The organism is Bradyrhizobium sp. BTAi1, from assembly GCF_000015165.1.
GTDB lineage: Bacteria > Pseudomonadota > Alphaproteobacteria > Rhizobiales > Xanthobacteraceae > Bradyrhizobium > Bradyrhizobium denitrificans.
In genome coordinates, this window is sequence record NC_009485.1 from 5,793,635 (window position 1) to 5,818,686 (window position 25,052).

Genomic DNA, 25,052 nt, shown 5'->3' on the forward strand with positions numbered 1-25,052 from the left:
GGGACTGGCTTCAATGTCGGCGGCATTATACAAAAAAATGATATAATCGTCGTTGCCCGGGATCGCTGCTGATGGAATTGCACCAACTCCGCTGCTTCATCGCTGCTGCCGAGGAGCTGCATTTCGGCAAGGCCGCGCAGCGGCTGCAGATGCTGCCCTCGGCGCTCGGACGCCAGATCAAGCTGCTGGAGGAGGATCTGGCGACGCCGCTGTTCGCGCGCACGACGCGGGCGGTATCGCTGACCGAACACGGCACGATGCTGTTGCGCGACGCCCGCAGCATTCTGGCGAAGGTCGAGGCGGTCGAGACCTCCTTCCGCCGCCGCGCCCGCAGCACCAAGGCACCAAGGCTGCGGGTCGGCGCCATCGACAGCGCCGCCGCCGGATTGTTGCCGCAGCTGCTGCATGATTTCCGCGAGGCCCATCCGGACATCGCGGTGCAGCTGATGGAGGAGAAGACCATCCGGCTGCTGCCCAAGATCCTCTCGGGTGCTCTCGATTTGGCCTTCGTGCGGCCGCCCGAACGCACCGACCCCCGGCTGGAATTCCGTGCTCTGCTCAGCGAGAGCGCCGTTGTGGCGCTGCCGCAGCGGCATCGGCTGGCCGGGCGCGCCTCGGTCTCGCTCGCCGACATCGCCGACCAGCCGCTGATCGTCCCGGACCGGAGATCGCGCCCGCATAGCCACGACCTCACGATGAAGCTGTTCGCCCAGGCCGGGCTGTCGCCCGACGTGGCGCAATTCGCCGACGAGAAGCAGACCATCGTGCATCTCGTCGCGGCCCGGCTCGGCATCGCCATCGTGCCGCGCTGGACCTCGCGGCTCGCGGTGTCGGGCGTGCGCTTCGTGCCGCTGCGGCTGCAGCGCGGCGGCACCGCGGGACGACTGCCGCTGGCCGCGGCATGGCTGCGCGGCTCGCGCGATCCGGCGCGCGAGGCCATGCTCGGCGTGCTGGACGCGCGGCTTGCGAAATACGCGCGGGGGGCGTGAAGCACGCCGGACAGCGGCCGCCGGCTGATGCCGCGGCAGCTCGGCCTCATGGCTCGGACGGCCGCAAGCGTCTGGCCTCCACGTCCTTTAACCGCGATCTCCCGCGAAGACCCCTACCCCGGCAGCGGCGCCTCCGCGATGTCGAGCAGGGCACCGAGGCCGTGGCGCAGACTGCGCATCGGCTGCTGCTCGGACGACAGGCCGAGCGCCAGCATCGACCGTCCCGTGACCGCATAGACATGGCCGAAGGAAAACGACTGGAGCTGCGCATCAGGCTGGTTGGTGTCGATCAGCGCCAGCCAATTGTGTCCTTCGGGCACCGCGGGCAGCGTGAAGTTCACCACGTCGAAATGCGCATTGTAGATCAAAAGCAGCGTCGCGTCCGAGCCGCGGCGCTTGACACCGGTCTCCTGGGCGCGGCCGTCGAGCAGCATGCCGAAGCAGCGCGCGTTGTCGTCGGTCCACTGCTCGGTCGTCATCTCCTCGCCTGAGGGAGCGAGCCAGGTCACGTCCTTGACGCCGAGGTCCTCATTGTGCGAGCCGACCAGGAAACGGCTGCGGTAGAGAATCGGAAACGCCTTGCGCATCGCGATCAGCTTGCGTGTGAACTCGCGCAGAGCCCGCCCCTGCGGCGCAATACCCATCCAGTCGAGCCAGGTGGTCTCGTTGTCCTGCGCATAGGCGTTGTTGCTGCCGCCCTGCGAGTGGCCGAACTCGTCGCCGGCGAGCAGCATCGGCGTACCGTGCGACAGCAGCATCGTGGCGAGCAGGTTGCGCTTCTGCCGCTCGCGCAAGCCGATGATCTGGGGATCGTCCGTCGGTCCCTCGACGCCGCAGTTCCAGGAATGGTTGTTGCTGTGGCCGTCGCGATTGTCCTCGCCGTTCGCCTCATTGTGCTTGTCGTTGTAGGAGACGAGGTCGTTGAGATTGAAGCCGTCATGGGCGGTGATGAAGTTCACGCTCGCCCAGGGCCGACGGCCGCGCTTGTTGAAGAGGTCGCCCGAGCCGGAGATGCGCTTCGCGAAATCGGCGAGCGTGCCGCCGTCCCCCTTCCAGAACGCCCGCGCAGTGTCGCGAAACTTGTCGTTCCACTCTGCCCAGCCCGGCGGAAACTGCCCCACCTGGTAGCCGCCGGGACCGATGTCCCAGGGCTCGGCGATCAGCTTGACACTCGACAGCACCGGGTCCTGACGGCAGGCGTCCAGGAAGCTGCCGCCCTCGTCGAAGCCATAGGGCTCGCGTGCCAGGATGGTAGCGAGGTCGAAGCGGAAACCGTCGACCCGCATCTCCGTCGCCCAATAGCGCAGCGAATCCGCCACCAGCTGCAGCACGCGCTGGTGCGACAGGTTCACCGTGTTGCCGGTGCCGGTGTCGTTGATGTAGTAGCGCTTCTGCTCCGGCATCAGCCGGTAGTAGCTGGCGTTGTCGATGCCCTTGAAAGACAAGGTCGGACCGAGCTCGTTGCCTTCGGCGGTGTGGTTATAGACCACGTCGAGAATGACCTCGATGCCGTTGGCGTGGAACTGGTTGACCATGGTCTTGAATTCGGTCGCGAGCGGCGTCTTCAAATAGCGCGGTTCCGGCGCGAAGAAACCGATCGAATTATAGCCCCAATAATTGCGCAGCCCCTTCTCGATCAGATAGCTGTCGTCGATGAAGGCATGGATCGGCAGCAGCTCGGCCGAGGTGATGCCGAGCGAGCGCAAATAGGCTGGAATGTCATGATGCGCGAGGCCGGCGAAGGTGCCGCGGTCGGCCTCCGGCACCAGCGGATGCAGCTTGGTAAAGCCCTTGACGTGCATCTCATAGAAGATGGTCCGCTCCCACGGAATCTCCGGCTTGCGCGAGGTGCCCCAAGTGAAGGCCGGATCGATCACCCGGCATTTCAGCATCAGGGGCGCGCTGTCGCGATCATCGAAGGAGAGATCCTTGTCGGCATGGTCGAGCTGGTAGCCGAACAGCTCGGGACCCCAGCGCAGATTGCCGATCAGCTGCTTGGCATAGGGATCGATCACCAGCTTGTTGGGATTGAAGCGGTGGCCGGCATCCGGCTCATAAGGTCCATGCACGCGATAGCCATAGACCGTCCCCGGGCGCGCCGTCGGCAGATAGCCGTGCCAGACCTCGTCGGTGTATTCGGGCAGCTCGATGCGCTCGAGCTCCGTGTCGCCGGTCTCATCGAACAGACAGAGCTCGACCTTGGTCGCGTGCGCGGAAAAGATCGCAAAGTTGACGCCGAGACCGTCCCAAGTGGCGCCCAGCGGAAACGGCCGCCCTTCGCTGATCTTGGCCTTGCGGAGGTTGAGTGCTGCCCGCGTCAACGCGTCACCCCGATCGGTGCGCTGATCCATCGTCTGCCCCTTGTTTAAAGCCCGAATGCGGATATCAGGTGTCGACTAGGACTTGCCGGCTGTCAGGTGGCCGGCGGCGTGTCGTCCGGCATGATGACTTCCGCCTTCGTCTCGGTCACGGTCACCGAGGCGATCACCGCGCCGGCCGGCGCTGCCAGCTTCGCGGCGCGCTGCTGCGTGACCTCTTTGTTGATCGCGGTGATGGAATTGCCGATGCGGCCGACCATCTCAGCCAGCTCGGCGGGCGACATCTTGAGCCGCTTGGTCACAACGCGGACCTGGGCCTCGTCGGTCATGTCGAGCTTGTTGCGGGTCGGCTTGATCTTGGCGCGGCGCATGGGAGTCCTCCTGCATGCCAGCTAACCGTGGCTGCGGAGTTTGGTTCCCGGCAGCGACGGGCAGCGGCCTGGAATCGAGGCTGGCCGCCCCTGCCTACCCGAACAGATGGGCCAGCCAGAATGCGGCGCCGGCGGCGAGGCCGCCGACGAGCGCGGTCTGCAAGGCCGACTTGACCTTGCTGACGCCGGTGAAGTGGCCCTTGATGGCGCCGAAGATCAGCAACGCCGCGCCGGTCGCGATCACGGAGATGCGCAGCGCGCCCGAAATGTCGTGGACCAGCATGTAGGGGATCAGCGGGATCAGCCCTCCGATCACGTAGGAGCCGCCGATCGTCACCGCGCTGACCGGCGCGCGCTTGGGATCGGGACGTTCGAGGCCGAGCTCGAAGCGCATCATGAAGTCGACCCAGCGCTTGCGATCGGCCGCAATCGCCTCGACCACCGTCGTCAGGGCGTCGCCCTTGAGCCCGTAATCTCTGAAGATCGCCGCCACCTCTTCGATTTCCCGACTACGGAGGCGGTCGATCTCGTCATTCTCCCGCCTCTCCTCGGCCGCATAATGTTCGGCGTCGGTCCGGGCCGCGAGATAGCCTCCCAGCCCCATCGCGATCGCACCCGCGACGACCTCGGCGAGGCCGGCCGTCACGATCACGCCGGTCGAGGTGACGGCGGCCGACAAACCGGCCGCCAGCGCAAACGGAACGGTCAGCCCATCCGCCATCCCGATCACCACGTCACGAACGGCTTCTGTAGCGGTGAAGTGCTTTTCGAGATGCGGCGTCGCAGGCATGCAGTCCTCCGGTTCGGTCCTCGACCGAAGCTTCTAGCCTGCCTGTATGACAGGAAGGATCACCGCAGTCCCGGCACCATCCGCTTCAAGGTCCGATCATGCAGCCAATAATGGTGCAGCAGGGCCGCGCCGGCATGCAGGCCGATCAGGATCATCAGGCCGTTGGCCAAGGCCTCGTGCATCTCCTTCATGTCATGGGCGAAGCCGCGATCACCGACCCAGGGCGAGGCGATCTCGAACAGGCCGAACACCGGCAGCCCGTAGCCACGCGCGAACTGGGTGAGAATCCCCAGGATCGGAATTGCGAACATGATGCCGTAGATCAAGAGATGCACGATCTCGCCGGCATGAACGGTCCACGGTCCGAGTTTGGTCGCTTCCGGCGTCGGCGGCGGATCGGCCAGCCGCCACGCCAGGCGCGCCAGCGCGAAGCCGAGCATCGCTAGTCCGAGCGAGACGTGCATGAACAGGCCCATATCGTGCGACCCGCGCGGCAGCATGTCGCCGAGATGACCGGATATCCAGGCGGCGGGCACCAGAACTGCGACAATCCAGTGCAGTCCGATTGCGACAGATCCGTAGGTTTTGGCAGAGTTTCGTAGGCGCATGAGACAGATCCTTCGTCGATGCGTGGAGCACCTCCGTGCTGGCGAGCCGAGGCGCGGGGTGGCATGTCCGAGGGATAAAGCAGCGCAGGCGTCGCGGCGCTGACGCGGGACGTCAGCCTGCTGTCAGGATGGACCGCATTTCCTTCCGCTGCCGGCTCGGCGCGGGCCGGCCCGCCGCTGACGTCAGCGCCGGCGCGATGGTGATCCTGGCTCCGCCGAGCTCGGAGCGGCCGATCTGCAACCGCCAGCCATAGGCCTCGAGCACGTCCTGCACGATCGCGAGCCCTAATCCGCTCCCAGGCCCCTGCTCGTCGAGCCGACCACCGCGCTCGAGCACGCGGCCGATCTGCGCATCCGGAATTCCTGGTCCGTCGTCCTCGACGGATACGAACAGCGGGCTCACACTGGCGAAAATGCGAACCGTGCTCACCGCATGTCGCGCGGCGTTCTCCAGGAGATTGCCGAGCACCTCGGCGAGATCGGTGCGATCCATCGCCAAGCGCATGCCCGGAGGCACCGCACCGTCGAAGCTGACGTGAGCGGCGGCCGGCGTGCGGCCGAGCGTCCCCAGCAGGGCATCGACAAGCGGCGCCAGCTCCGTCGCAGCCTCGGGCCCGCCACGCACCTTGCCGCGCAGCCGCGCCAGCGCCAGTTCACGATCGACCTGCCGGCTCATCGCGTCGGCAACATCCTCGACATTGCGTGCGAGCTCCAGCTGGCCGAGCTCCCTCAGTCGGGCGGCGTCCGCCGCCAGCGCCGCGAGCGGTGTCTTGAAGCCATGCGCAAGATCGGCGGCGCGGCTGCGCGACCGCGTGATCTCGCGCTGCTGGGCGTCGAGCAGCGCGTTGACCTCCTCGACCAGCGGCGCCACCTCGGTCGGCACCTCGACCGGAAGATGCCGGCGCTTGCCGCTGCGGATCTCGGCAACGCCCCGGCGCAGCACCGCGAGCGGACGCAGACCGAGACTGACCTGAACCGAGGTGCCCACGGCCAGGATGAACGCGAGCACGGCGAGCGCAATCGAGAGATCCTTGGCGAAGGTGCGCACCGCGCTGGTGGCGCCATCGAGATCGTAGGCCACGGCCGCCCGCACCCGGCTCTGGCGCTCCGGATTCATCAGGATGCCGCGCTCGGCAACCAGCACGCGCGCGCCGTCCGGGCCGGCCAGTTCGTGCTGATGCACGTCGGTCGGCCCCGGCTCATCGATCGGCAGCGGCAGGATCGCGTCCCATAACGAGCGCGAGCGCAGCAGCTGGCCGCGATCGTCCGAGATCTGCCAGTACAGCCCCGACAGCGGCACCGTGAAACGCGGATCCGCCGGCGGGCGGGACACCATGATCCGTCCCTCCGGATCGAGCTCGAGACCGTTCAACAGCTGCCGCAAGTGGATATCGAGGTCGGCGGCGAGCGTCCGCGCGACGTGGCGCTTGAACAGCACGACCATGCCGAAGCCGGCGACACCGAGCGCGACCAGAAGGGCGATGGTGCCCGCCGCCACCAGCCGCAGCCGCAGCGAGCCCCACCTCATTCAGCCGTCTCCGGGATCATGTAGCCGAAACCGCGCCGGGTCTCGATGATCTCGGCGCCGAGCTTCTTGCGCACGCGCCGGATCAGCACCTCCAGCGCGTTGGAGTCGTGATCATGGCCGAGGCCATAGACATTCTCCTCCAGCTCATGCTGCGGCACGACCCGGCCGCTCTGCCGCAGCAGATAGGCAATGAGACGATATTCCAGCTGAGACAGCGGCACCGGCACGCCGGCTAGGCTGACCTTCATCTGGCGCTCGTCGAGCATGAGATCGCCGGACGAGAGCACCGGAGCGGCATGGCCGGCGGAGCGCCGCACGATCGCCCGCAGCCGCGCGAGCAGCTCCTCGTTGCGAAACGGCTTCGGCAAATAATCGTCGGCGCCGGCATCGATACCGTCGACCCGCTCGGCCCAGCTCGCACGTGCCGTCAGGATCAGCACCGGCATGTGCCGACCGGCCGTGCGCCAGCGCTTCAGGACCGAGAGGCCGTCCATGCCCGGCAGGCCCAGATCGAGCACCACGGCACCGTAATCCTCGGTATCGCCGAGAAACCAGGCCTGCTCGCCATTATCGGATGTCTCGACCAGATAACCTGCCGCCTGCAGCGTCCGCGACAGGTCGGACGACAGCCGCGGATCATCCTCGACCAGCAGCACACGCATCTACTTTTCCTCGATCCGCTCGATCTCGCCGCTGCGCGCATCGACATAGACATCGCGCACGCGGCCATCCCGGCCGATGATGCGAAACTCATAGCGCCAGCGGCCGCGCTGGCGCTCGACGTCGACGCCGGTCACATCCCCGGCAATCCGGCTGCGCAGCTTGGGAAGAATCTGCGACAGCGGCATGGCATCGCCAGATTCAACCGCGCGGCGCATCGCGTCGCGACGCTCGCGATCGTCCTCGCGCGCGACCGTCGCCGCCGATGCCGCCGTCGAGATCAACATCGCCAGCATCATGATGCGCATGAACTGTCCAATTTGAGGCAAATGCATGGACTTCCTGGGACGTAGCGCCTTGGTTATCGAAGTTATCGAAACGGTCATGGCTTGCACCGCTCCCGGTTGCCGAACTCGGATCGCGGCGCATTTGCAAATGCTAGGGAGCTGGTACGGATATTAGTTTGATTTTCCGATGTCGGAATTGAGCTCAACCAATGCAGGCGGCGAAATGTCGTCCACAGCGGCATCCTGCCCCAGGGAAGCTTACAATTCGCTGACGCCGCGCGACAGGCTACGGTAAGGGTCGGTGCGACACAATCCTACCGGCGCAGGTATCGACGGCTGTATCGATGCCTGCCCTGGTCATGAGGAGGGTAGTCGTGCGGGATATTTTGACACTCGCCACGCTGGTGGCGGGACTTGGCGGCATGCTGGCCTTTACCTTGGCTGCAGCAGATGGCTCCCCCAATCTCGTGCCCGTGGCCCGCATCGATCCAGCTGGACCGGCCTACTTGCAATTGGCGGCGCTGCACACCTTGCCGGAGGAGCCAGACCTGCGTTACGAGCCCAGCAAGCGAGATCACGAAGGTGACGATGACGACGAGGACGAGCCGCGCCGCTGAGACGGCCTGCTGGGTCGCTCGGCCTCGATCATGAGGCGTTTCCACAAAAGCGCATCAGATCTCACTCTTGTTCGAGCATGATCGGTTCGGAGCACCGGTTTCCGCTTTTCCGGATCCTGCACCAAGTGAGACGTCGCTACGCCGCCTGCCCCGCTTCGTACCAGCCGCGGCTCGCCTTGACGATGCGCACGACCGACAGCATCACGGGGACCTCGACCAGAACCCCGACGACCGTCGCCAGAGCGGCACCAGAATCGAGCCCGAACAGGCTGATCGCAGCCGCAACCGCCAGCTCGAAGAAATTGCTGGCGCCGATCAAGGCGGCCGGCGCGGCGACGCACCAGGCAACCCCGAGGCGACGGCTCAACCAATAGGCAATGCCCGCATTGAGATAGACCTGGATCAGGATCGGCACGGCCAGGATCGCAATGACCACGGGTTGCCTGAGAATCTGCTGGCCCTGGAAGCCGAACAGCAGCACCAGCGTCGCCAACAACGCGACCAGCGAGACCGGCTGCAAAACCTGCAAGGTGCGCTCTAACGCCCCGTGTTTCGTCCGCAGCAAGGCCGCTCGCCAAAGCTGAGCGACGATGACCGGCACCACGATGTAGAGCAGCACCGACAGCAATAGCGTGGTCCAGGGCACCGTGATCGAGGCGACGCCGAGCAGCAGGCCGACCAGTGGCGCGAACAGAAACACCATGATGACGTCGTTCAGCGCGACCTGGCTCAACGTGTAATGCGGCTCACCCTCGCAGAGATTCGACCACACGAACACCATGGCCGTGCATGGCGCGGCGGCGAGCAGGATGAGACCGGCGATGTAGGACGACAATTGCCCGGGCGGCAACATCGGCGCGAAGACATGGCCGATAAAGACGCTGCCGAGCAGCGCCATCGAAAACGGCTTGATGGCCCAGTTCACCAGCAAGGTGACGCCGATGCCGCGCCAATGCGCCTTGACACCGCCGAGCGCGGCAAAATCGATCTTCAACAGCATCGGGATGATCATCAGCCAGATCAGGGCCGCCACCGGCAAGTTGACCCGGGCGATTTCCGCCGCCGCCACCGCAGCGAAGACGTCCGGCATCAGATGGCCAAAGCCGATGCCCGCAACGATGCAGAGCAGGACCCAGATCGTCAGATAGCGCTCGAACACTGTCATCGGATCACGCGACGTCGGAGCGCGAGGATGTAGCCCCCTCACGGGTTCCGATCTCGCGCAGCCGCGTCCCCAGCGACAGCCTGTCGATGCGATCGAGCCGCAGCTGGATGAAGGCGCCGATGCGGTTGTTCAGATAGCGGAAGGCGGTGGTGAACGCGGCGAGCCGCTCCAGCTCCGTACCTTCGGCCGCCGCCGGATCCTCGATGCCCCAATGCGCCGTCATCGGCTGCCCCGGCCAGATCGGGCAGGCCTCGCCGGCCGCGGCGTCGCAGACGGTGAAGACGAAGTCCATCACCGGCGCGCCCGCGACGGCGAACTCGCTCCAGCTTTTGGAACGCAGATCATCGGTCGGATAATCCATGCGCGCGAGCAGCTCGATCGCCAGTGGATGCACAGCGCCCTTCGGCGTACTGCCGGCCGAAAACGCGCGGAAGCGGCCGGCGCCCTGCTTGCGCAGGATCGATTCCGCCAGAATCGAGCGCGCCGAGTTTCCGGTGCAGAGAAACAGCACATTGTAGATGCGATCAGGCACGGCTCTTGTCCTTGCGTTTGGGCGGACAGCACGGGGTGAGGCTCTCAATCACGGGGGCGCAGATCTCAGGCCGGCCACCGCAACAATCCTGCAGGAGGAACAAGGTGACCGCTTGGAGCTCAGTAAGATCGGCGCGGTACACAATCGAGCGGCTGTGCCGCTGAGAGCGGACGAGCCCGGCGCGGGCGAGCACCGCCAGATGTGCCGACAGCGTGTTCTGCGGCACCTCAAGTAGGCGCGCGAGCTCGCCCGCCGGCAGCCCCTGCGGCTCGTTCTGCACCAGCAGGCGGAAAGCCTGCAGCCGGGTCGGCTGAGCCAGCGCGGCCAAAGCAAGGACGGCTTGTTCGTTTTCCATATATCCAGAATTACCGATATAATGACCGGAGGTCAAGCCTCCCAGACTGGCACTCTCACCCGCTATTTCGAATATTTTAGAAATAGCGTTGACTCCCACCGGCCGCGTGCGGCAAGCTTGGGATCATGAAGCTCGACGATGCCGCCGCCCGCCTGGAAGCCCTCGGCAACACCACGCGCCTGAAGATCTACCGGGCTCTGGTGCGCGCCGGTCATGCCGGCATGCCGGTCGGTCGACTGCAGGAGCGGCTGAAGATCCCCGCATCCACACTGTCGCATCACGTCAAGACGCTGGTCGCGGTCGGGCTGATTTCGCAACTGCGCGAGGGCACCACCCTGGTCTGCCATGCCGAGTACGACATGATGCGCTCACTGGTCGGATTTCTGGTCTCGGAATGCTGCGTGGACGAAAGCGGCTGTGGCTCGGCCAGACCGGCGGCGTGATCATTTGCCTCATTATTCGATAATTCTAGAAATATAAAAGGATAAGCCATGACGGGAGTAAAGACGATCGCGATCATCGGCGCCGGGCCGGTCGGACTCGCGGCTGCGGCGCATGCGCTCGCGCGCGGTCTGTTACCTGTAGTGCTCGAAGCAGGTCCGGAGGCTGCCCATGCGGTCCGGCAATGGCAGCATGTGCAGCTATTCTCGCCGTGGAAATACAACATCGATACGGCGGCGGCGCGGCTGCTCTCCGCGACCGGATGGACTCCGCCCGCTCCCGAGGTCTATCCGACCGGGCGCGAACTGATCGAGGCGTATCTTGCGCCGCTGGCGACCCGCACGGCGCTGCGCGAGGTCGTGCATACCTCGCATCGCGTCACCGCGATCAGCCGCGTCGGCTTCGACAAGGCCAAGTCGAAAGGACGCGCGGCGGTGCCGTTCGAGGTCCGCTATCGCAACGGCGACGGCGAGGCGGCCATGCAGGCCGATGCCGTCATCGACGTGTCCGGGACCTGGTTCTCGCCCAATCCGGCCGGCAGCAATGGCCTGCCCGCGCGCGGCGAGATCGACCATCGCAACCATATCGCCTATGCAATGCCCGACGTGCTGAACGCGCAGCGCGGCCGCTATGCCGGCAGGACCGTCGCGGTGCTCGGCAGCGGCCATTCGGCGATCGGCACGCTGATGGAGCTCGCCGCCCTCGCCGAAGAGGCGCAGGGAACGCAGGCGATCTGGCTGCTGCGCGGCGACGATCCGACGCGCGCTTTTGGCGGCGGCAGCGCCGACCAGCTCGCCGCACGCGGCGAGCTGGGCATGGCGTTTGCGGCGCTGGTGCGTTCAGGACGCATCCGGATCGAGACCGGATTTCATGTGACGCAGATCGCCGGACAGGATGGCCAGTTGCAGGTCGTCGCGAGCAGCGGCCGAACCGTCAGCACCGACGAGTTGATCGTGGCCACCGGCTTCCGCCCCGACCTGTCGCTGCTGTCGGAGTTGCGCGTCCGGCTCGATCCGGCGATCGAGGCTCCGGTGGCGCTGGCCCCGCTGATCGATCCGAACGAACATTCCTGCGGCACGGTCCGGCCGCACGGCGCACGCGAGTTGGCGCAAGCCGATGAACCGGGTCTCTACCTCGCCGGCATGAAGAGCTATGGCCGGGCGCCGACATTCCTGATGATGACCGGCTATGAGCAGGTCCGCTCGATCACCGCAGATATCGCCGGCGACAAGGCGGCGGCCGCACGGGTCGAGCTGCAACTGCCCGAGACCGGTGTCTGCACCCGCGGCGGACTGGAGAGCATTGCTGCCTTGTCCGGCTGCTGTGGCGGCCCTGCTCCGTCGCGCGTAGACAGTTGTTGCGCAGACGACGCCAAGGCCAAGGCGGCGGGGCGCGCGGGCTGTGGCTGCTCGTAACGCGAACTGGCGAAAGATCTGACAATGCAGGCACGACGGCTGGGCGTGGTCATCGCTCTCGGCACCGCCCAGACCCTGGCCTGGGGCTCGAGCTACTATCTGCCGGCGATCCTGGCCGATCCGATCGCCCGGGATCTCGGCCTGTCCAACAACTGGTTCTTCGCCGCGTTCTCCGCCTCGCTGATCATCTCCGGCCTGTTGGGTCCGCGGATCGGCCGCCAGATCGATCGCGTCGGGGGCCGGCAGGTGCTGTGTGCCTCCAACATCGTGCTCGCGATCGGACTCGCGTTGCTCGGCCTGTCGCATTCGCTCTGGGTGATGGCAGTGGCGTGGCTGTGGCTCGGCGTTGGCATGGGGCTCGGCCTCTATGACGCCGCGTTCGGCACGCTCGGGCGCATCTATGGCAAGGACGCCCGCGGCGCGATCACCGGCATCACCCTGATCGCCGGCTTCGCCTCGACGGTCGGCTGGCCGCTGAGCACCTGGGGGCTGGCGACGATCGGCTGGCGCGAGACCTGCTTTGCCTGGGCCATCGCGCATCTCGTCATCGGCCTGCCGCTCAATCTCTCGCTGCCGCGCGCGACGCAGATCGCGGCGGGCGAGGAGCAGACCACCAAGCCGAAGATCCCGCTCGACCGCCCGATGGTCCTGATCGCCTTCGCGATGGCCGCGGCCTGGACGGTGACCGCGGCGATGGCCGTGCATCTACCGCGGCTGATGCAGGCGTTCGGCGCGACGCCGGCGCAGGCCTTGTTTGCGGGGATGATGATCGGGCCGGCGCAGGTCGCCGCGCGCGTGGTCGAGGCCGGCTTTCTCAGCCGCTTTCATCCGCTCGCCTCGGCGCGGCTGGCCTGCATCACCCATCCGATCGGCGCCCTGACCATCGCGCTGTTCGGCGGCGGAGCGGCCGCGGCGTTCGCGCTGCTGCACGGCTCCGGCAATGGCATCCTGACCATCGCCCGCGGCACGCTGCCACTCGCGATCTTCGGCCCGGCCAACTACGCCTACCGGCTCGGCCTGATCGGCGCACCATCGCGGATCTGCCAGGCCTTTGCGCCGCTGGTGTTCGGCCTGCTGATCGACGCGCTCGGCCGAATGGTGCTGCTCGTCTCAGCGAGCCTCAGCCTGTCGGCGCTGGCGGCGTTGATGCTGCTCTCGGCAGAGCGCGCAGACACGCCGATGCCGAGCCCTGCGCCTGACAAGGCGGCCTGAGCGTTGGCGGATGCAGGGGGTCCACAGCCGTATTCAGCGGTCTGGCGGGCGAGGACGCCCTGGAAGGGCGATGCAAGGCGATACTGGCCAAAGCCCGCGCCGCAGCAGCGCCCTTGATTGATCAATCCCGGCTGGTGTGCCAAAGAGGGCTGAAATCTCAACGAGCTCGATAGAAAGCGATGGCAGATCGGATGGCAGTTCCCAAGACGGCGCGTGGCAAGGTCGGGCGGCCGCCGCTCGAACGGGCTGGCGAGGTCGAGGAGCGCATTCTCGATGCCGCCAAGACGGTGTTCCTGGCCCATGGCTTCGAAGGGGCGAGCGTCGACGTGATCGCGCAGACCGCCCGCGCCGGAAAGCCCACGATCTATGCGCGCTTCCCCAGCAAGGCGGCGCTGTTCGCGGCGGTCATCGGCCGTCAGGCCGCGAACAACACACAATATGAGAATCTGGTGCCGCAGGGCCGCACCTTCCGCGCGCGGCTCGTCAACCTCGCTGTGACGCTGATCGAACGCGCCTTTGCGGACGAGACGATCGGCCTGATGCGCACGGCCATTGCCGAGAGTCCGCGCTTTCCCGACCTCACGCTGGAAGTCCAGGATTCGGCGCGCCAGCGCGCCACGCGCAATGTCGGCCATGTCATCGCCGAGTTGGCGCGGGCAGAGGGGCTGTACGGCAGGGGCGCGTTCGCGGCGGAGCGGATCGAGGAGACCGCAAGGATCTTCATCGACCTCGCAGTCTTCTCCATGCTGTTTCGCGCCCTGCTCGGTGAGGACGTGCGCGCGCTGAAGAAGGAAGCGCAGACCTATGTCGAAGAGCGCGTCGACTTCTTCCTGGCCGCATCAACGTGAGCAACTACTCACCTTTCCCGGGGCCGCGGTCTCGCAGCTCCGGAAAGATGGTCTCGTCCTGCAGGATGACGTCGGCGGTGCGCTGGTAGTGCGCCGTCAACAGCTGCACCGCGCGCTCGATATCCCCGTTCAGGACCGTCTCGACGATCGCAGCGTGCTCGTCGCCGACCGCGCGTGACGGAAACGCCTTGCGGATCGACAGCCGCCGATAGCGGTAGAGCTGGTCGGCGAGCTGGCCGCAGAAGCCGATCAGGGATTGCGAGCCGCAGTTCGAAATCAGGACGCGGTGATAGATGCGGTGCAGCCGCTCCCACTCCGGATTGTCCTCGAACGCGGTGGCATTGAGCGAGCGCGGCGCCCGGCTGAGGCGATGCTGGGCCAGCACCAGTTGCTCCTCCCATTGCGGCGTCGCCGCCGCCATCGACTCGCGCAATGCCAGCGCCTCGACCCAGCAGCGCGTCTTGGTCAGTTCGGCGAGCTCGGCGCGGCTGATGTCCTTGACGTAGAAGCCGCGCTGCTCGCGCACCTCGACCAAGCCGTCAGCTGTCAGCCGGTTGAGCGCCTCGCGCAGCGGTGTCTGCCCGGTCTGATAGGTCTCGGTCAGGAAACGCATCTGCAGCTTGCGCGACGGTGCAAGCCGCCCGGACAGTAGGTCCTCGCGCAGCCGATCATAGACATGGCTTGCCTGGGTCGCCGGGACCTGCCCCTCGACAGCTACCGCTGCGTCCACGTTCGATCTCCTCTGAATCGCGCAACATATATAGAGCCCGATCCGAGAACGTAAAATTTATAAATTCTGGTTGATTTCGATTTTTTATGTAATAAAACGCTCCAGCCGGCTCGCTGGCCCACGGCATAAGAAACATGGCGCGTCGCCTGAGGTGATTGCGCGGGAGGACACGCTCATGACCCGGTTTCCGGTCACGGCTCTGCGCAGCGTCGATCTCGGCACGCCCGATCTCGCACGCTCGGAAGCGTTCTATCGGGAGGTCTGGGGGCTGGAGCGCGTCGGGACGGCAGGTGGCGTCGTCTATCTACGCGCAACGGGACGCGATCATCACGTCGTCGCGCTGCATCGGAGCGCGCGCACCGAGCTGAGAGCGGTGACCTTCCGCGTTGCCGACGCCGATGACTTCGAGGCGATCTCTCGCAATGCCATTGAACAAGGCGCGACGCTGATCGCCGCGCCGGCGGCGAATATGGCGCCCGACGGCGGGACGATCATGACGCTCCGCAGCCCCGAGGGCGGCCTGCTGCGCTTTGTCCATGGCGATATCAGGCACGATGCCAGGCCGTCACGGCCTGAGCTCCCCGAGCGGCTGGCCCACGTCAATCTCAACAGCACCGATGTCGATCGCACCGCCGCATTCTACGCGCGGGCGCTCGGCTTCAAGCTGACCGACCGCTCGGCGGCGATGGCGTTCGTTCGCTGCAATTCCGACCACCATGCTGTCGTGATCGCCGCGGCCAAGGTCAATGGACTCAACCACGTCGCCTTCCTGATGCCGACCTGGGAGGGCGTGATGCGCGGATCGGGCCGCATGATCGATGCCGGCTATCCGATCGCCTGGGGCGTCGGCCGCCATGGCCCGGGCGACAATGTGTTTGCCTATTTCATCGATCCCGTCGGCACCGTCATCGAATACACCGCCGAGGTGCTGCAGGTCGACGACGACTATGTCGTGCGCGGGCCCGAGCATTGGGTCTGGCCGCCCGGCCGCACCGATCAATGGGGCATCGCGCCGCCCAAGGCCGAACACGTCAAGGCCGCGCAGCTCGCGGTCGGCTTCGCCGCCTGATCCTTCTTCACGCCGAGAGCGCCGGGACTCATGTCATTCATGTCAGACGCAAACCATTATCAGGTCGTCATCGTCGGCTTCGGTCCGACCGGCGCCATCGCGGCGAGCCTGCTCGGCCGCGACGGCATCACGACGCTCGCGATCGACCGCGCCCGCGAGATCTACGACAAGCCGCGCGCGATCGCGCTCGATCATGAGATCATGCGGCTGTTCGACAATCTCGGCATCGCCGAGCAGGTGAGCCGCTACGTCGCGCCGTTTCCGGCATCGGAGCATTTCGGCGCCCAGGGCCAGTTGATCCGGCGCATCGACATGATCGGTGAGCCCTACCCGCTCGGCTACACGCCGAGCATGGTGTTCACGCAGCCGCCGGTCGAGCAGGTGATGCGCGACTATGTCGCCGGCCTTCCGTCCGTGACGGTCGAGCTCGGCACGACCCTGGTCGACATCCGCCAGGACGCGAACGCCGCCACCGTCGTGTTGACACGCGAGGACGGCGCCACGCGCGAGGTCACGGCCGACTACGTCATCGCCTGCGACGGCGCTTCCAGCACCGTGCGCCAGAAGCTCGGCATCACCTTCGATGATCTCGACTTCGACGAACCCTGGCTGGTCGTCGACATCAGGGTCAACGACAGCGGCGTGCGCAAGCTGCCGGCAACCGCGGCCCAATTCTGCAATCCGGCGCGCCCGACCACCTACATTCTCGGCCCCGGCAACCATCGGCGCTTCGAGATCATGCTGCGGCCGGGCGAAGACCGCCATGCGATGGCGCAGCCGGAGCACGTCTGGCAGCTGCTGTCGCCCTGGCTCGCGCCGCAAGACGGCCAACTCTGGCGCGCGGCGAGCTACCGCTTCCATGCGCTGGTCGCGAGCCGCTGGCGCCAGGGCCGCGTGCTGCTCGCGGGCGACGCCGCGCATCAGCAGCCGCCCTTCATCGGCCAGGGCATGTGCCAGGGGCTGCGCGATGCCGCCAATCTCTGCTGGAAGCTCAGCCGCGTGCTGCGCGGACAGTCGCGCGAAACGTTGCTCGACAGCTATGAGGCCGAGCGCAGCACCCATGTGCGCGAGCTCACCACCCGCATCAAGGCGATCGGCCGCGTCATCTGCGAGCAGGATCCGGCAGCCGCCGCGGCCCGCGATGCGCGCATCCTCGCCGAGGGCGGCGGCGTGCCGCGCACCATCACCCGTCAGGAGATCGTGCCGCCGCTGACCACCGGCCTGCTGGCGACCAAGCCGAACGCGGCCAACGGCACGCTGTTTCCGCAGCCCTGGATTCTGTGCGACGGCGAACGGGCCCTGCTCGATCGGTTGGCCGGCGCCGGATGGCGGCTGATCCTCGACGGACGCAGCGAGCTCCGCGCGAGCGATGCTGCAACCGGCGCGGCCGGCATCCATACGGTCAGTATCGGCGGCAGCGGCCTGCCCGAAGAAAGCGGCGTGGTCGCACGCTGGTTCGAGCGCCACGGCTGCAGCGCCGCGCTGGTCCGGCCCGACCATTATGTTTACGGCGTCGCCAAGGACACGCCGGAACTCGCGGCACTGCTGAGCGAGCTGACCGAACGACTGAACTAATCACAACAAGAATATCAAACGGGGAAGCGCCATGACGACATCAACCGAGGCCAGAAGCGGACTGATGGGAGGACGTGCGATCGCCGTCCTCATCATGCTGTTCCTGTTCCAGACGCTCAACTTCTTCGACAAGCTGGTGTTCGGCCTGTCGGCCGTGCCGATGATGAAGGAACTGGGCTTGAGCCCGAAGGAGTTCGGCCTGATCGGCAGCAGCTTCTTTCTGTTGTTCTCGCTGTCCGGCATGGCGGTTGGCATGTTCGTCGTCGGACGTTTTCCGGTGAAATGGCTGCTCTTGATCATGGCCGGCGTGTGGTCGGCGACGCAGCTCCCGATCTTCTTCTCGAGCTCGATCGCCGTGCTGGTGCTCTGCCGCATCATCCTCGGTGCCGGCGAAGGCCCGGGCCTGCCGACCGCGCTGCATGCCTGCTACAATTGGTTTCCAGCCGACCGGCGCAGCGTGCCGAGCGCCGTCGTGTTGCAGGGCATCAGCGTCGGTCTCCTGGCCGGCGGTCCGATCCTGACCTATGTCATCGTCAATTACGGCTGGCGCACCGGCTTCCTGTTCTGCGGCCTGCTTGGTCTCGTCTGGATGGCCGGCTGGTTCTTCATCGGCGGCGAAGGCCCCTATTCGGCCGCGCACGGCCCTGAAGCCACGGCCGCCAAGGACAAGGCGCTGCCCGTGCGCGTGCTGTGGGGCGATGCGACCGTGATCGGCGTCATCATCATGTCCACCGCGTCGTACTGGATCGTCGGCATGTCCGCGACCTGGCTGCCGCCCTTTCTGCAGCTCGGGCTCGGCTACAAGCAGGTCGACGTCGGCTGGGTCATCTCGGGCATCTATCTGTTCCAGTCGCCGCTGCTGCTCGGCGGCTCCTGGCTGACGCAATATCTGCAGCGCAAGGGGTTCAGCCTGCGCGCCTGCCTCGGCCATGCCTCGGGTCTGGCATTGCTCGCCGCCGGATGCGCGCTGCTGCTCAGCATCGTCACGACAGGCCCGCTGCAGCTCGCCTGCGTCGCGATCGCGTTCGCCGCGCCCAGCCTCACTACGATCTTCGGCCCGGTTGCGCTCGGCGCGATCGCGCCCGCCGTGCAGCGCGGCCGGCTGATCGTCGTGATCTACTCCGGCAATGCTGCCTCGGCGCTGGTCTCCAACGCGCTCACCGGCTGGATCGTCGGCGAGGCCGGCAGCAACGTCCCGCTCGGCTATGCCCATGCCATGACCTTCACCGCCAGCGTGCTGATCACCGGCGCTATCTCGGCCTTTGCGCTGATCTTCCCGGAGCGCACGATTGCGCGCTTCGCGAGGACGACGCAGGACCCGTCTTCCTCCTCCGCCGTCGCGGCGGCCTCGACCTGACCAAAGGACATCAGATGAAATTTGCAAGCTTCACAATTCACGACGCGCCGTCCTGGGGACTGGTCGAAGGTGACGAGATCGCCGATCTCGGGGCCCTCCTGCGCGACCGCTTCCCAGACCTGAAATCGGCGATCGCGGCCAACGCGCTGACGGAGGCGGCGGCTGCGGCGGCCAAGGCCACACGGCATGCGCTCTCAGCGATCACCTTCCTGCCGGTGATCCCGAACCCGGACAAGATCCTGTGCATCGGCTTGAACTACGAGACCCACCGCAAGGAGACCGGTCGCTCGGAGGTCGAGAATCCCACGGTGTTCGGCCGCTTCGCCAACAGCCAGACCGGGCACCTCCGCAATATCATTCGACCGCGCGTCTCGACCGATCTCGATTTCGAGGGCGAGCTCGCCGTGATCATCGGCAAGCCCGGCCGCTATATTCCGCGCAGCGAGGCCTTCCAGCACATCGCCGGCTATGCCTGCTACAATGAGGGCAGCGTGCGCGACTTCCAGCGCCACACCCATCAGTTCACACCGGGCAAGAACTTCCCCGACACCGGCGCCTTCGGCCCCTGGATGGTCACATCGGACGAGATCGACGATCTCGGCCCGCTCAAGCTGCAGACCCGGCTCAATGGCGAGGTGGTGCAGGAGGCGACGATCAGCCAGATGATCTTCGATATCCCGCGCCAGATCGAATATTGCTCGTCCTTCACCCGGCTCGAGCCGGGCGACGTCATCGCCACCGGTACGCCCGGCGGCGTCGGCTCCCGCCGCACGCCCCCGCTCTGGATGAAGCCCGGCGACGTCGTCGAGGTCGAAATCGACCGTATCGGCCTGTTGCGCAACGGCATCGCGGACGAACAGGCCTGAGCGCGACGTGATCATGTCGGGTAGGCAAAGCCGCCGCCAAGCGGCAGCGTGCCCCGCCTGGCAGAGAGATACTCCGGACCAACGAGCCGTCCGGCGCACTGTACAATGCAGCGCCCTCGCCCCTTGTGGGAGAGGGCCTGTTCATCACCACCGTAGTCGCGCTCCTCAATGTGCCATGGCCGGGCCGCCGCCGAGCTTGACCTTGCGCAAGGTGAGCGCCAGCGGAATCGCCGACAGCGAAATCAGCATCAAGGCCCAGTAGACGTCGACATAAGCGAGCAGCGACGACTGCATCTGTACGGTCTGGCCGATCCATGCGATCGCCTGCTGCTGCGCCTGGACGAGCGAGCTGCCATGGGCGGTGAAGTAGTTCGTCATCTGATGCAGAGTGTCCTGATAGGCCGGGTTCGACGGAATCACGGTCTCCACTAGCCGGTTCTGGTGGAATTGGGCCCGATGCGACAGGATGTTGGCGGCGAGCGAGACGCCGATCGAGCCGCCGGTGTTGCGCGCGGCATTGATCAGCGCCGACGCCTGGTCGGTCTTCTCGGGCGGGATGCCATTGTAGGACGCCGTGGTGATCGAGAGAAAGATCAGCGGCAGCCCGATTCCGACCAGCATGCGCGAATCGGCGAAGAACCAGAAACCGACATCGGCATAGACGCGAGTGAGATCATACATGGCCAGCGCGACAATCGTGGCGCCGGCCATGATCATGTATTTCGGCTGCACCTTGCCCGACAGGCGCCCGACGACGAACATCATCACCATGGTGACGAGGCCGCCCGGCGACAGCACGAGACCGGCCCAGGTCGCGGTATAGCCGAAATCCTGCTGCACCATCTGCGGCAGCATCTGGGTGGTACCGAGCAGGATGGCGCCGGTCGCCAGCATCACCAGGAAGCTCGCGCCGAACTGGCGCGACGCCAGCATGCGCACGTCCACCGTGGGATTCTTGTGATTCATCTCCCACGGGATCATCGCAACGAAGGCAGCGGCGCAGACCGCCGCTGTGGCGATGATGAAGCGCGAATCGAACCAGTCGTCCTCCAGGCCGCGATCGAGCATCAGTTCCAGCGCGCCGAGGAAGGTCGCCACCAGCACGAAGCCGATGACATCGAACCCCTCATTCTGCTGCTTGCCAGGCTCACTTGCGGGCTCCTGCAGGATCAATCCGATCAGCAGCATCGCGGCGACGCCGACCGGACCGTTGATCAGGAAGCACCAGTGCCAGGACGCGTTGTCGGAGAGATAGCCGCCAAGGGTCGGACCGACCACCGGCGCCACGACGACGGCGACTCCGAACAGTGCAAAGGCTTGGCCACGCTTGGCTGGCGGGAACGAGCTCGCGAGGATCGATTGCGCAACGGGCACCATGCCGCCACCGCCGAGGCCCTGCAGGATGCGGAAGACCAGCAGCGTGTTCAGATTCCAGGCGAAGCCGCACAGCACCGAACTCGTCGTGAACAGGCCGAGGCAGATCAGGAAAAAGGACTTCCGGCCGAAGCGTTTCGCCAGATAGCTGGATGCCGTGAGGCTGATGGCATTCGAGACGAGATAGGTCGTCACCACCCAGGAGGATTCGTCCTGGCTCACACCCATGCCACCGGCGATGTAGGGCAGCGCGACATTGGCGATGGTCGTGTCGAGCACCTCCATGAAGGTCGCCAGCGCGACGAGCACCGCGATCAGCCACGGATTGGTGGCGGATCGCGGCTGAGACAGGGCAGCAGCCCCGCTCATAGCGAGGCCCTCAGCCGCTCATACAGCGACGGCTTGGGATTGACGCGCACGGTGGGAACGACCGACATGCCCGGCCCAAGCGCGACGTCCGCCGGCGGATCGTCCATCTCGATCTTGACCGGGACGCGCTGGACGATCTTGACGTAATTGCCGGTCGCGTTCTGCGGCGGCAGCAGCGAGAACGCGGGGCCCGAGCCGGACTGCACGCTGGCGACATGGCCGCGGATCTCGCGCTCCGGATAGGCGTCAATCTGCAACGTCACCGGCTGACCGGGACGCATCTGGTCAAGCTGTGTCTCCTTGAAATTGGCGGTGACCCAGACGTCGTCGGGCACGAACATCGAGAGCGCCGTGCCTTGGGCGGCGAACTGGCCGTCGGCGGCGCTGAGATTGACGATTCGGCCCGGCTGCGCGGCGGTGACGGTGGTGTAGGACAAATTGAGCTGCGCCTGGTCGCGCTGCGCCTGCACCTGCGCGAGATTGGCGTCGGCGCTCTCGCGCTGAGCATTCAGAGACTCGAGCTGCCGCTGCGCAACCTGCAGGTTGGCCTGCGCAGACGTCAGCGCCGCCTTCTGCTGCTCGAGCTGCGACGTATATTGCTGCTCGCTCTGCACCGTGCCGGAGCCGGTGCGGGCGAGGTCCTGATAACGCTTGGCCTGCTGCTCGGCGAAGGTCAGGGCCGCCTGGGCCTGCTCCACCTGGGCCTGCCCCGCCCTGATCTGCGCCTGCTGAACCGCGATCTGGGCGTCGATGTTGTGGATCGCCGCCTCCGCCGACCTCACCTGCGCCTCGGCCTGAGCCAGCGCGGTTCGGTAGTCTCGCTCATCGATGCGCGCGATCACGTCGCCAGCCCTGACGTGCTGGTTGTCGGTGACCGGAACGGAGGTGATGTAGCCGGACACCTTCGGGGCGATCGAGAACTGGCGGGCCGCGATGAAGGCGTCATCGGTGCTCTCGAAACGGCGAGCCGCGTCGTAATAGACATAACCTCCAGCCGCCGCGGCCAGTAGCAGAACGAGCCCGAGCGCCGCGCTCATGGGATGGCGCCGCAGCAGACCCCGCCGGGGTTGGCCGTCCGGCCCGCTCTGTCCATCCGGTGCGTGCGCCGGCCTGTCCGGCTGGCGCGCCTCCTTGTCGGCTTCGCGACGAAGCTCCGTCGCGGCATCGCCACGCCACTGCTTCAGCGCGCGCTCGCGCGCCGGGACGGCCTGATCGGTTGGTCTGGACGGTGGCGTGGACTCGGTGGTGGACGACGACTGCATAGCGATACGGCGCTCCGAACAGAACGATACTGTTTCGTTCTTAAATGGGGGATGGTTCTGGACAGGCAAGCCCTCAGCCCGGCTTCAGGATCGATAACTTTTGTGATCCCTACCTAAAATTTCCGTCATCTCATCTTGGGCAACGATGAGATGACGCCCCCGATGCCGGTCGGGGGAACTCAGCGCGCGGGCTGCGGACCGGCCATGCGGGCAACGAGGGCCAGCGCAGCGACAACGGGCGGGACGACGAAGCACCAGCTGCCGAGACGGACGAACAACAGCGCGGCCGCGCCGCAGCCGAGGGCGAAGGCCAGCACATTCACCGCCATCTGCACGAGCCGCGCTGGCGGCGCCGCCGGGCCCTTGTCACCGACATAGATCCGGTCGGCGAGATCGATCATCACCTGGGTCGTGGTTCCGGTCATCAAGGTCGAAGGCGGCGCGCTCGGCAGGTGAATCCGGTGCACCGCGTTCTGGATCGCCATTGCCGCCACCAGCACCATGCCGGTGATGATCGCCTCGCGGCTGTCGCCTTCATGGAACGGGCCGAAATGGATCGCGAGCGCGGCGCCGAGCACCAGCAGCACCAGCTTCACCCCCAGCAGGATCTCGAAAGCCCGCGGCCATCTGCGCGACAGCAGCGTACCGGTCAGGCGGGTCGCGATCACCACCGCGCAGAACACCGGCAGCGCCAGCAGCTTGGCCACCGCGCCGGACGTGCCCAAGGCGAGCGCCGCGCCGAGCGTGACGAAATTGCCGGTGACATGCGCCGTGAACAGGCCCTGCAGCGCCAGGAAACCCGCGGTATCGACATAGCCGGCATTGACGCTGAGCAGCAGCGGCACGATGCGGGACTCAGTCGCAGCCATGGAATGCCTCCTTGTTCACAGCGCGTATTTCAGTTCGATGCCGATGTAGTCGCTGTCGTGGCCGCCGGCGCGGCGCAGCGTATCGCCGATCTGGTAGTGAACGGCTTCGAGCGCGCCGGTCAGATTGGCGTTGAAGCGATAATCGGCGCGCAATTGCGCGTAGACGCCGGACCAGGGGCTGCCCTGCCCGGCCGTGCCGGCGACCGCGACATTGGGCTGGACATAGATCGCGTCCGCCGTCGTCGCCCGCCATTGCAGGCCCATCGCCGCCATGACCGACAGATCGGCCATCGGCTTCACCGTCAGGGACGGCTTGACATGGACCAGGTTGGTGTACCCGGTGAAGCCGGCGAGCGTGAAGTAATAGCCGTTGGGGAACAGCGGATTGAACGTCTCGATCCGGCCATCGCCGGGGTGGCGATCGCCGGAGGCACCGTCGACCTGCAGGCCGATGCGCGGCTGCCCGGCGACATCCGCAAAGGTATAGCCAGCACGCGCGCCGGCACCCCAGGCGCGAATCTGCTTCGACCCGACCGAACCCGCCTGCCCCATCGCTTCGAGATCCCAGTCGAAGCCCGCGAGCTTGCCGGCGAAACGGATGTCGAGCACGTGGCGTTGCTCGGTGCCCCCTGCATCGAGGAAGCGCGCATTGTCGCGCTGATAATAGGAATAATAAGATGACAGCTCGTTGCTGCCGAGCACCTGGCGCTCGACGCGGAAGGTGTGGAACAGGACGCGCCCGTTCGACATGTCGTCGAACGGATGCAACAGATTGTATTGCACCGGCTGGCTGACGAAGCCGATGAAGCGCCAGGGCCCCGTCTCCCAATCGCCCCAGATCGCATCGAAGGATTGGCGCACATTCGGGCCGTCGCGCGACGACACGAAGCGCTGCAGGTCGAAGTCGAAATCCTGCCGGCCGACACGCGCCTTGAAGGTCCCCTGCTCCGTCGCGTTGACGTAGGCCAGGAAGGCAAGCCGGAGATCGAGCGGATCCTGGTCGACCGCTGTGATAGCGGCCTTGCCGAAAGCGCGGTCGTCCTCGAACTGCACGAACAGCTGCCAATGCGCGTCGAGATGCGCGTCGGCATGGATCTGCAGCCGCTGCAGGAGATGCGAATCCGGCCTTGTCCCACCGATGCCGAAGCTCGCCGCATCGAGGCTCTCGAAGCGCTCGCGCAGCGTCATGCCGAACGAGACGTAGCTCTGCGGCGCGCCCGGCCGCAGCGGGATGTACTTGATCGGATCGAATGCCGCGGTCCGCAGCGCCGGATTGGCCAGGGCGGACCAATCCTCCTGCCAGCGATTGGTGCGGATCGCGGGACGTGTGGCGGCGTCCTCGGCGAGAGCCGCACCGGCGGGCCCGAGCGCCGCCAGCAGCGCCGCCGCGGCTACCGTCCTCGTCAATGCCTGCCCCATCCGCACGCGCACCGCCATCCGCCGAT

25 protein-coding genes are annotated in these 25,052 nt (G+C 66.3%); 10 read left to right on the plus strand and 15 right to left on the minus strand.

Translation table 11 applies throughout. The features are described 5' to 3' along the window. Positions 1–71 precede the first annotated feature (71 nt). The gene (locus BBTA_RS26005) at positions 72–989 is read left to right on the plus strand and encodes a LysR family transcriptional regulator (protein ID WP_012045486.1); all 918 of its coding nucleotides are present in this window, start codon (positions 72–74) and stop codon (positions 987–989) included. A 113-nt stretch (positions 990–1,102) separates the two neighbouring features. Here the strand turns inward: BBTA_RS26005 and glgX are convergent, their stop codons facing one another. The 7 genes from glgX to BBTA_RS26040 all read right to left on the minus strand — a co-directional run bounded on the left by glgX (position 1,103) and on the right by BBTA_RS26040 (position 7,572). Beyond that, positions 1,103–3,340, minus strand: coding sequence for a glycogen debranching protein GlgX (gene glgX / locus BBTA_RS26010; protein ID WP_012045487.1), 2,238 nt, complete (start codon positions 3,338–3,340; stop codon positions 1,103–1,105). 62 nt (positions 3,341–3,402) lie between these two features. After that, complete coding sequence (locus BBTA_RS26015; protein ID WP_012045488.1) at positions 3,403–3,678, minus strand: DUF3606 domain-containing protein; 276 nt, start codon at positions 3,676–3,678, stop codon at positions 3,403–3,405. A 94-nt stretch (positions 3,679–3,772) separates the two neighbouring features. Beyond that, positions 3,773–4,468, minus strand: a complete 696-nt coding sequence (locus BBTA_RS26020; protein ID WP_012045489.1) for a VIT1/CCC1 transporter family protein — start codon at positions 4,466–4,468, stop codon at positions 3,773–3,775. Positions 4,469–4,527: 59 nt separating this feature from the next. After that, positions 4,528–5,076, minus strand: coding sequence for a cytochrome b (locus BBTA_RS26025; protein ID WP_012045490.1), 549 nt, complete (start codon positions 5,074–5,076; stop codon positions 4,528–4,530). A gap of 112 nt (positions 5,077–5,188) precedes the next feature. Further along, a complete protein-coding gene (locus BBTA_RS26030) occupies positions 5,189–6,604 on the minus strand; it encodes a sensor histidine kinase (RefSeq protein WP_012045491.1) in 1,416 nt (471 codons plus the stop codon). Next, positions 6,601–7,266: a response regulator transcription factor gene (locus BBTA_RS26035; RefSeq protein ID WP_012045492.1), complete on the minus strand. Its 666-nt coding sequence runs from the start codon at positions 7,264–7,266 to the stop codon at positions 6,601–6,603. The genes BBTA_RS26030 and BBTA_RS26035 overlap by 4 nt, the downstream gene beginning before the upstream one ends. Then, positions 7,267–7,572 (minus strand): PepSY domain-containing protein, encoded by a 306-nt coding sequence (locus tag BBTA_RS26040; RefSeq protein WP_012045493.1) that lies wholly within the window; start codon positions 7,570–7,572, stop codon positions 7,267–7,269. It abuts the gene before it with no gap. 353 nt (positions 7,573–7,925) lie between these two features. On the opposite strand from BBTA_RS26040, the gene BBTA_RS26045 reads away from it, so the two are divergent. After that, positions 7,926–8,168: a hypothetical protein gene (locus BBTA_RS26045; RefSeq protein ID WP_244424118.1), complete on the plus strand. Its 243-nt coding sequence runs from the start codon at positions 7,926–7,928 to the stop codon at positions 8,166–8,168. 136 nt (positions 8,169–8,304) lie between these two features. Here BBTA_RS26045 and arsB read toward each other — a convergent pair whose 3' ends face one another. From arsB to BBTA_RS26060, 3 genes are read right to left on the minus strand one after another with little or no spacing between them, the layout of a single operon-like run. After that, positions 8,305–9,333 carry an ACR3 family arsenite efflux transporter gene (gene arsB, locus BBTA_RS26050; protein WP_012045495.1) on the minus strand — a complete coding sequence of 343 codons (1,029 nt, stop codon included), beginning with the start codon at positions 9,331–9,333 and terminating at the stop codon, positions 8,305–8,307. Between the two features lie 4 nt (positions 9,334–9,337). Further along, positions 9,338–9,865, minus strand: a complete 528-nt coding sequence (locus BBTA_RS26055; RefSeq protein WP_012045496.1) for an arsenate reductase ArsC — start codon at positions 9,863–9,865, stop codon at positions 9,338–9,340. After that, entirely contained in the window at positions 9,858–10,220 is a 363-nt protein-coding gene (locus BBTA_RS26060) for a helix-turn-helix transcriptional regulator (protein ID WP_041750898.1), read from the minus strand. Before BBTA_RS26060 ends, BBTA_RS26055 begins: the two co-directional genes overlap by 8 nt. Before the next feature lie 125 nt (positions 10,221–10,345). Here BBTA_RS26060 and BBTA_RS26065 point away from each other — a divergent pair, with 125 nt between their 5' ends. The 4 genes from BBTA_RS26065 to BBTA_RS26080 all read left to right on the plus strand — a co-directional run bounded on the left by BBTA_RS26065 (position 10,346) and on the right by BBTA_RS26080 (position 14,136). Beyond that, the gene (locus tag BBTA_RS26065; RefSeq protein WP_012045498.1) at positions 10,346–10,663 is read left to right on the plus strand and encodes a helix-turn-helix transcriptional regulator; all 318 of its coding nucleotides are present in this window, start codon (positions 10,346–10,348) and stop codon (positions 10,661–10,663) included. Positions 10,664–10,711: 48 nt separating this feature from the next. Then, positions 10,712–12,076, plus strand: coding sequence for an NAD(P)-binding domain-containing protein (locus tag BBTA_RS26070; protein ID WP_012045499.1), 1,365 nt, complete (start codon positions 10,712–10,714; stop codon positions 12,074–12,076). Positions 12,077–12,100: 24 nt separating this feature from the next. Further along, a complete protein-coding gene (locus tag BBTA_RS26075) occupies positions 12,101–13,288 on the plus strand; it encodes an MFS transporter (protein WP_012045500.1) in 1,188 nt (395 codons plus the stop codon). A 191-nt stretch (positions 13,289–13,479) separates the two neighbouring features. After that, positions 13,480–14,136: a TetR/AcrR family transcriptional regulator gene (locus BBTA_RS26080; protein ID WP_012045501.1), complete on the plus strand. Its 657-nt coding sequence runs from the start codon at positions 13,480–13,482 to the stop codon at positions 14,134–14,136. A gap of 4 nt (positions 14,137–14,140) precedes the next feature. Here the strand turns inward: BBTA_RS26080 and BBTA_RS26085 are convergent, their stop codons facing one another. Continuing rightward, complete coding sequence (locus BBTA_RS26085) at positions 14,141–14,866, minus strand: GntR family transcriptional regulator (protein ID WP_012045502.1); 726 nt, start codon at positions 14,864–14,866, stop codon at positions 14,141–14,143. Between the two features lie 175 nt (positions 14,867–15,041). On the opposite strand from BBTA_RS26085, the gene BBTA_RS26090 reads away from it, so the two are divergent. The 4 genes from BBTA_RS26090 to BBTA_RS26105 are packed head-to-tail and all read left to right on the plus strand — an operon-like array spanning position 15,042 to position 19,733. Beyond that, positions 15,042–15,935: a VOC family protein gene (locus BBTA_RS26090; protein WP_012045503.1), complete on the plus strand. Its 894-nt coding sequence runs from the start codon at positions 15,042–15,044 to the stop codon at positions 15,933–15,935. Between the two features lie 30 nt (positions 15,936–15,965). After that, positions 15,966–17,510 carry a bifunctional 3-(3-hydroxy-phenyl)propionate/3-hydroxycinnamic acid hydroxylase gene (locus BBTA_RS26095; RefSeq protein ID WP_012045504.1) on the plus strand — a complete coding sequence of 515 codons (1,545 nt, stop codon included), beginning with the start codon at positions 15,966–15,968 and terminating at the stop codon, positions 17,508–17,510. 31 nt (positions 17,511–17,541) lie between these two features. Then, positions 17,542–18,867 (plus strand): MFS transporter, encoded by a 1,326-nt coding sequence (locus BBTA_RS26100; RefSeq protein WP_012045505.1) that lies wholly within the window; start codon positions 17,542–17,544, stop codon positions 18,865–18,867. 14 nt (positions 18,868–18,881) lie between these two features. Then, on the plus strand, positions 18,882–19,733 hold the full coding sequence (locus BBTA_RS26105) for a fumarylacetoacetate hydrolase family protein (protein WP_012045506.1): 852 nt from the start codon (positions 18,882–18,884) through the stop codon (positions 19,731–19,733). A gap of 165 nt (positions 19,734–19,898) precedes the next feature. On the opposite strand, the gene BBTA_RS26110 is transcribed toward BBTA_RS26105, so the two are convergent. From BBTA_RS26110 to BBTA_RS26125, 4 genes are all read right to left on the minus strand, one after another. Further along, a complete protein-coding gene (locus tag BBTA_RS26110) occupies positions 19,899–21,476 on the minus strand; it encodes a DHA2 family efflux MFS transporter permease subunit (protein ID WP_012045507.1) in 1,578 nt (525 codons plus the stop codon). Beyond that, a complete protein-coding gene (locus tag BBTA_RS26115; protein WP_041751621.1) occupies positions 21,473–22,744 on the minus strand; it encodes an HlyD family secretion protein in 1,272 nt (423 codons plus the stop codon). The genes BBTA_RS26110 and BBTA_RS26115 overlap by 4 nt, the downstream gene beginning before the upstream one ends. A gap of 173 nt (positions 22,745–22,917) precedes the next feature. Then, positions 22,918–23,607, minus strand: a complete 690-nt coding sequence (locus BBTA_RS26120; RefSeq protein WP_012045509.1) for a YoaK family protein — start codon at positions 23,605–23,607, stop codon at positions 22,918–22,920. Positions 23,608–23,622: 15 nt separating this feature from the next. Then, the gene (locus tag BBTA_RS26125; RefSeq protein ID WP_012045510.1) at positions 23,623–25,044 is read right to left on the minus strand and encodes an alginate export family protein; all 1,422 of its coding nucleotides are present in this window, start codon (positions 25,042–25,044) and stop codon (positions 23,623–23,625) included. Positions 25,045–25,052 lie beyond the last annotated feature (8 nt).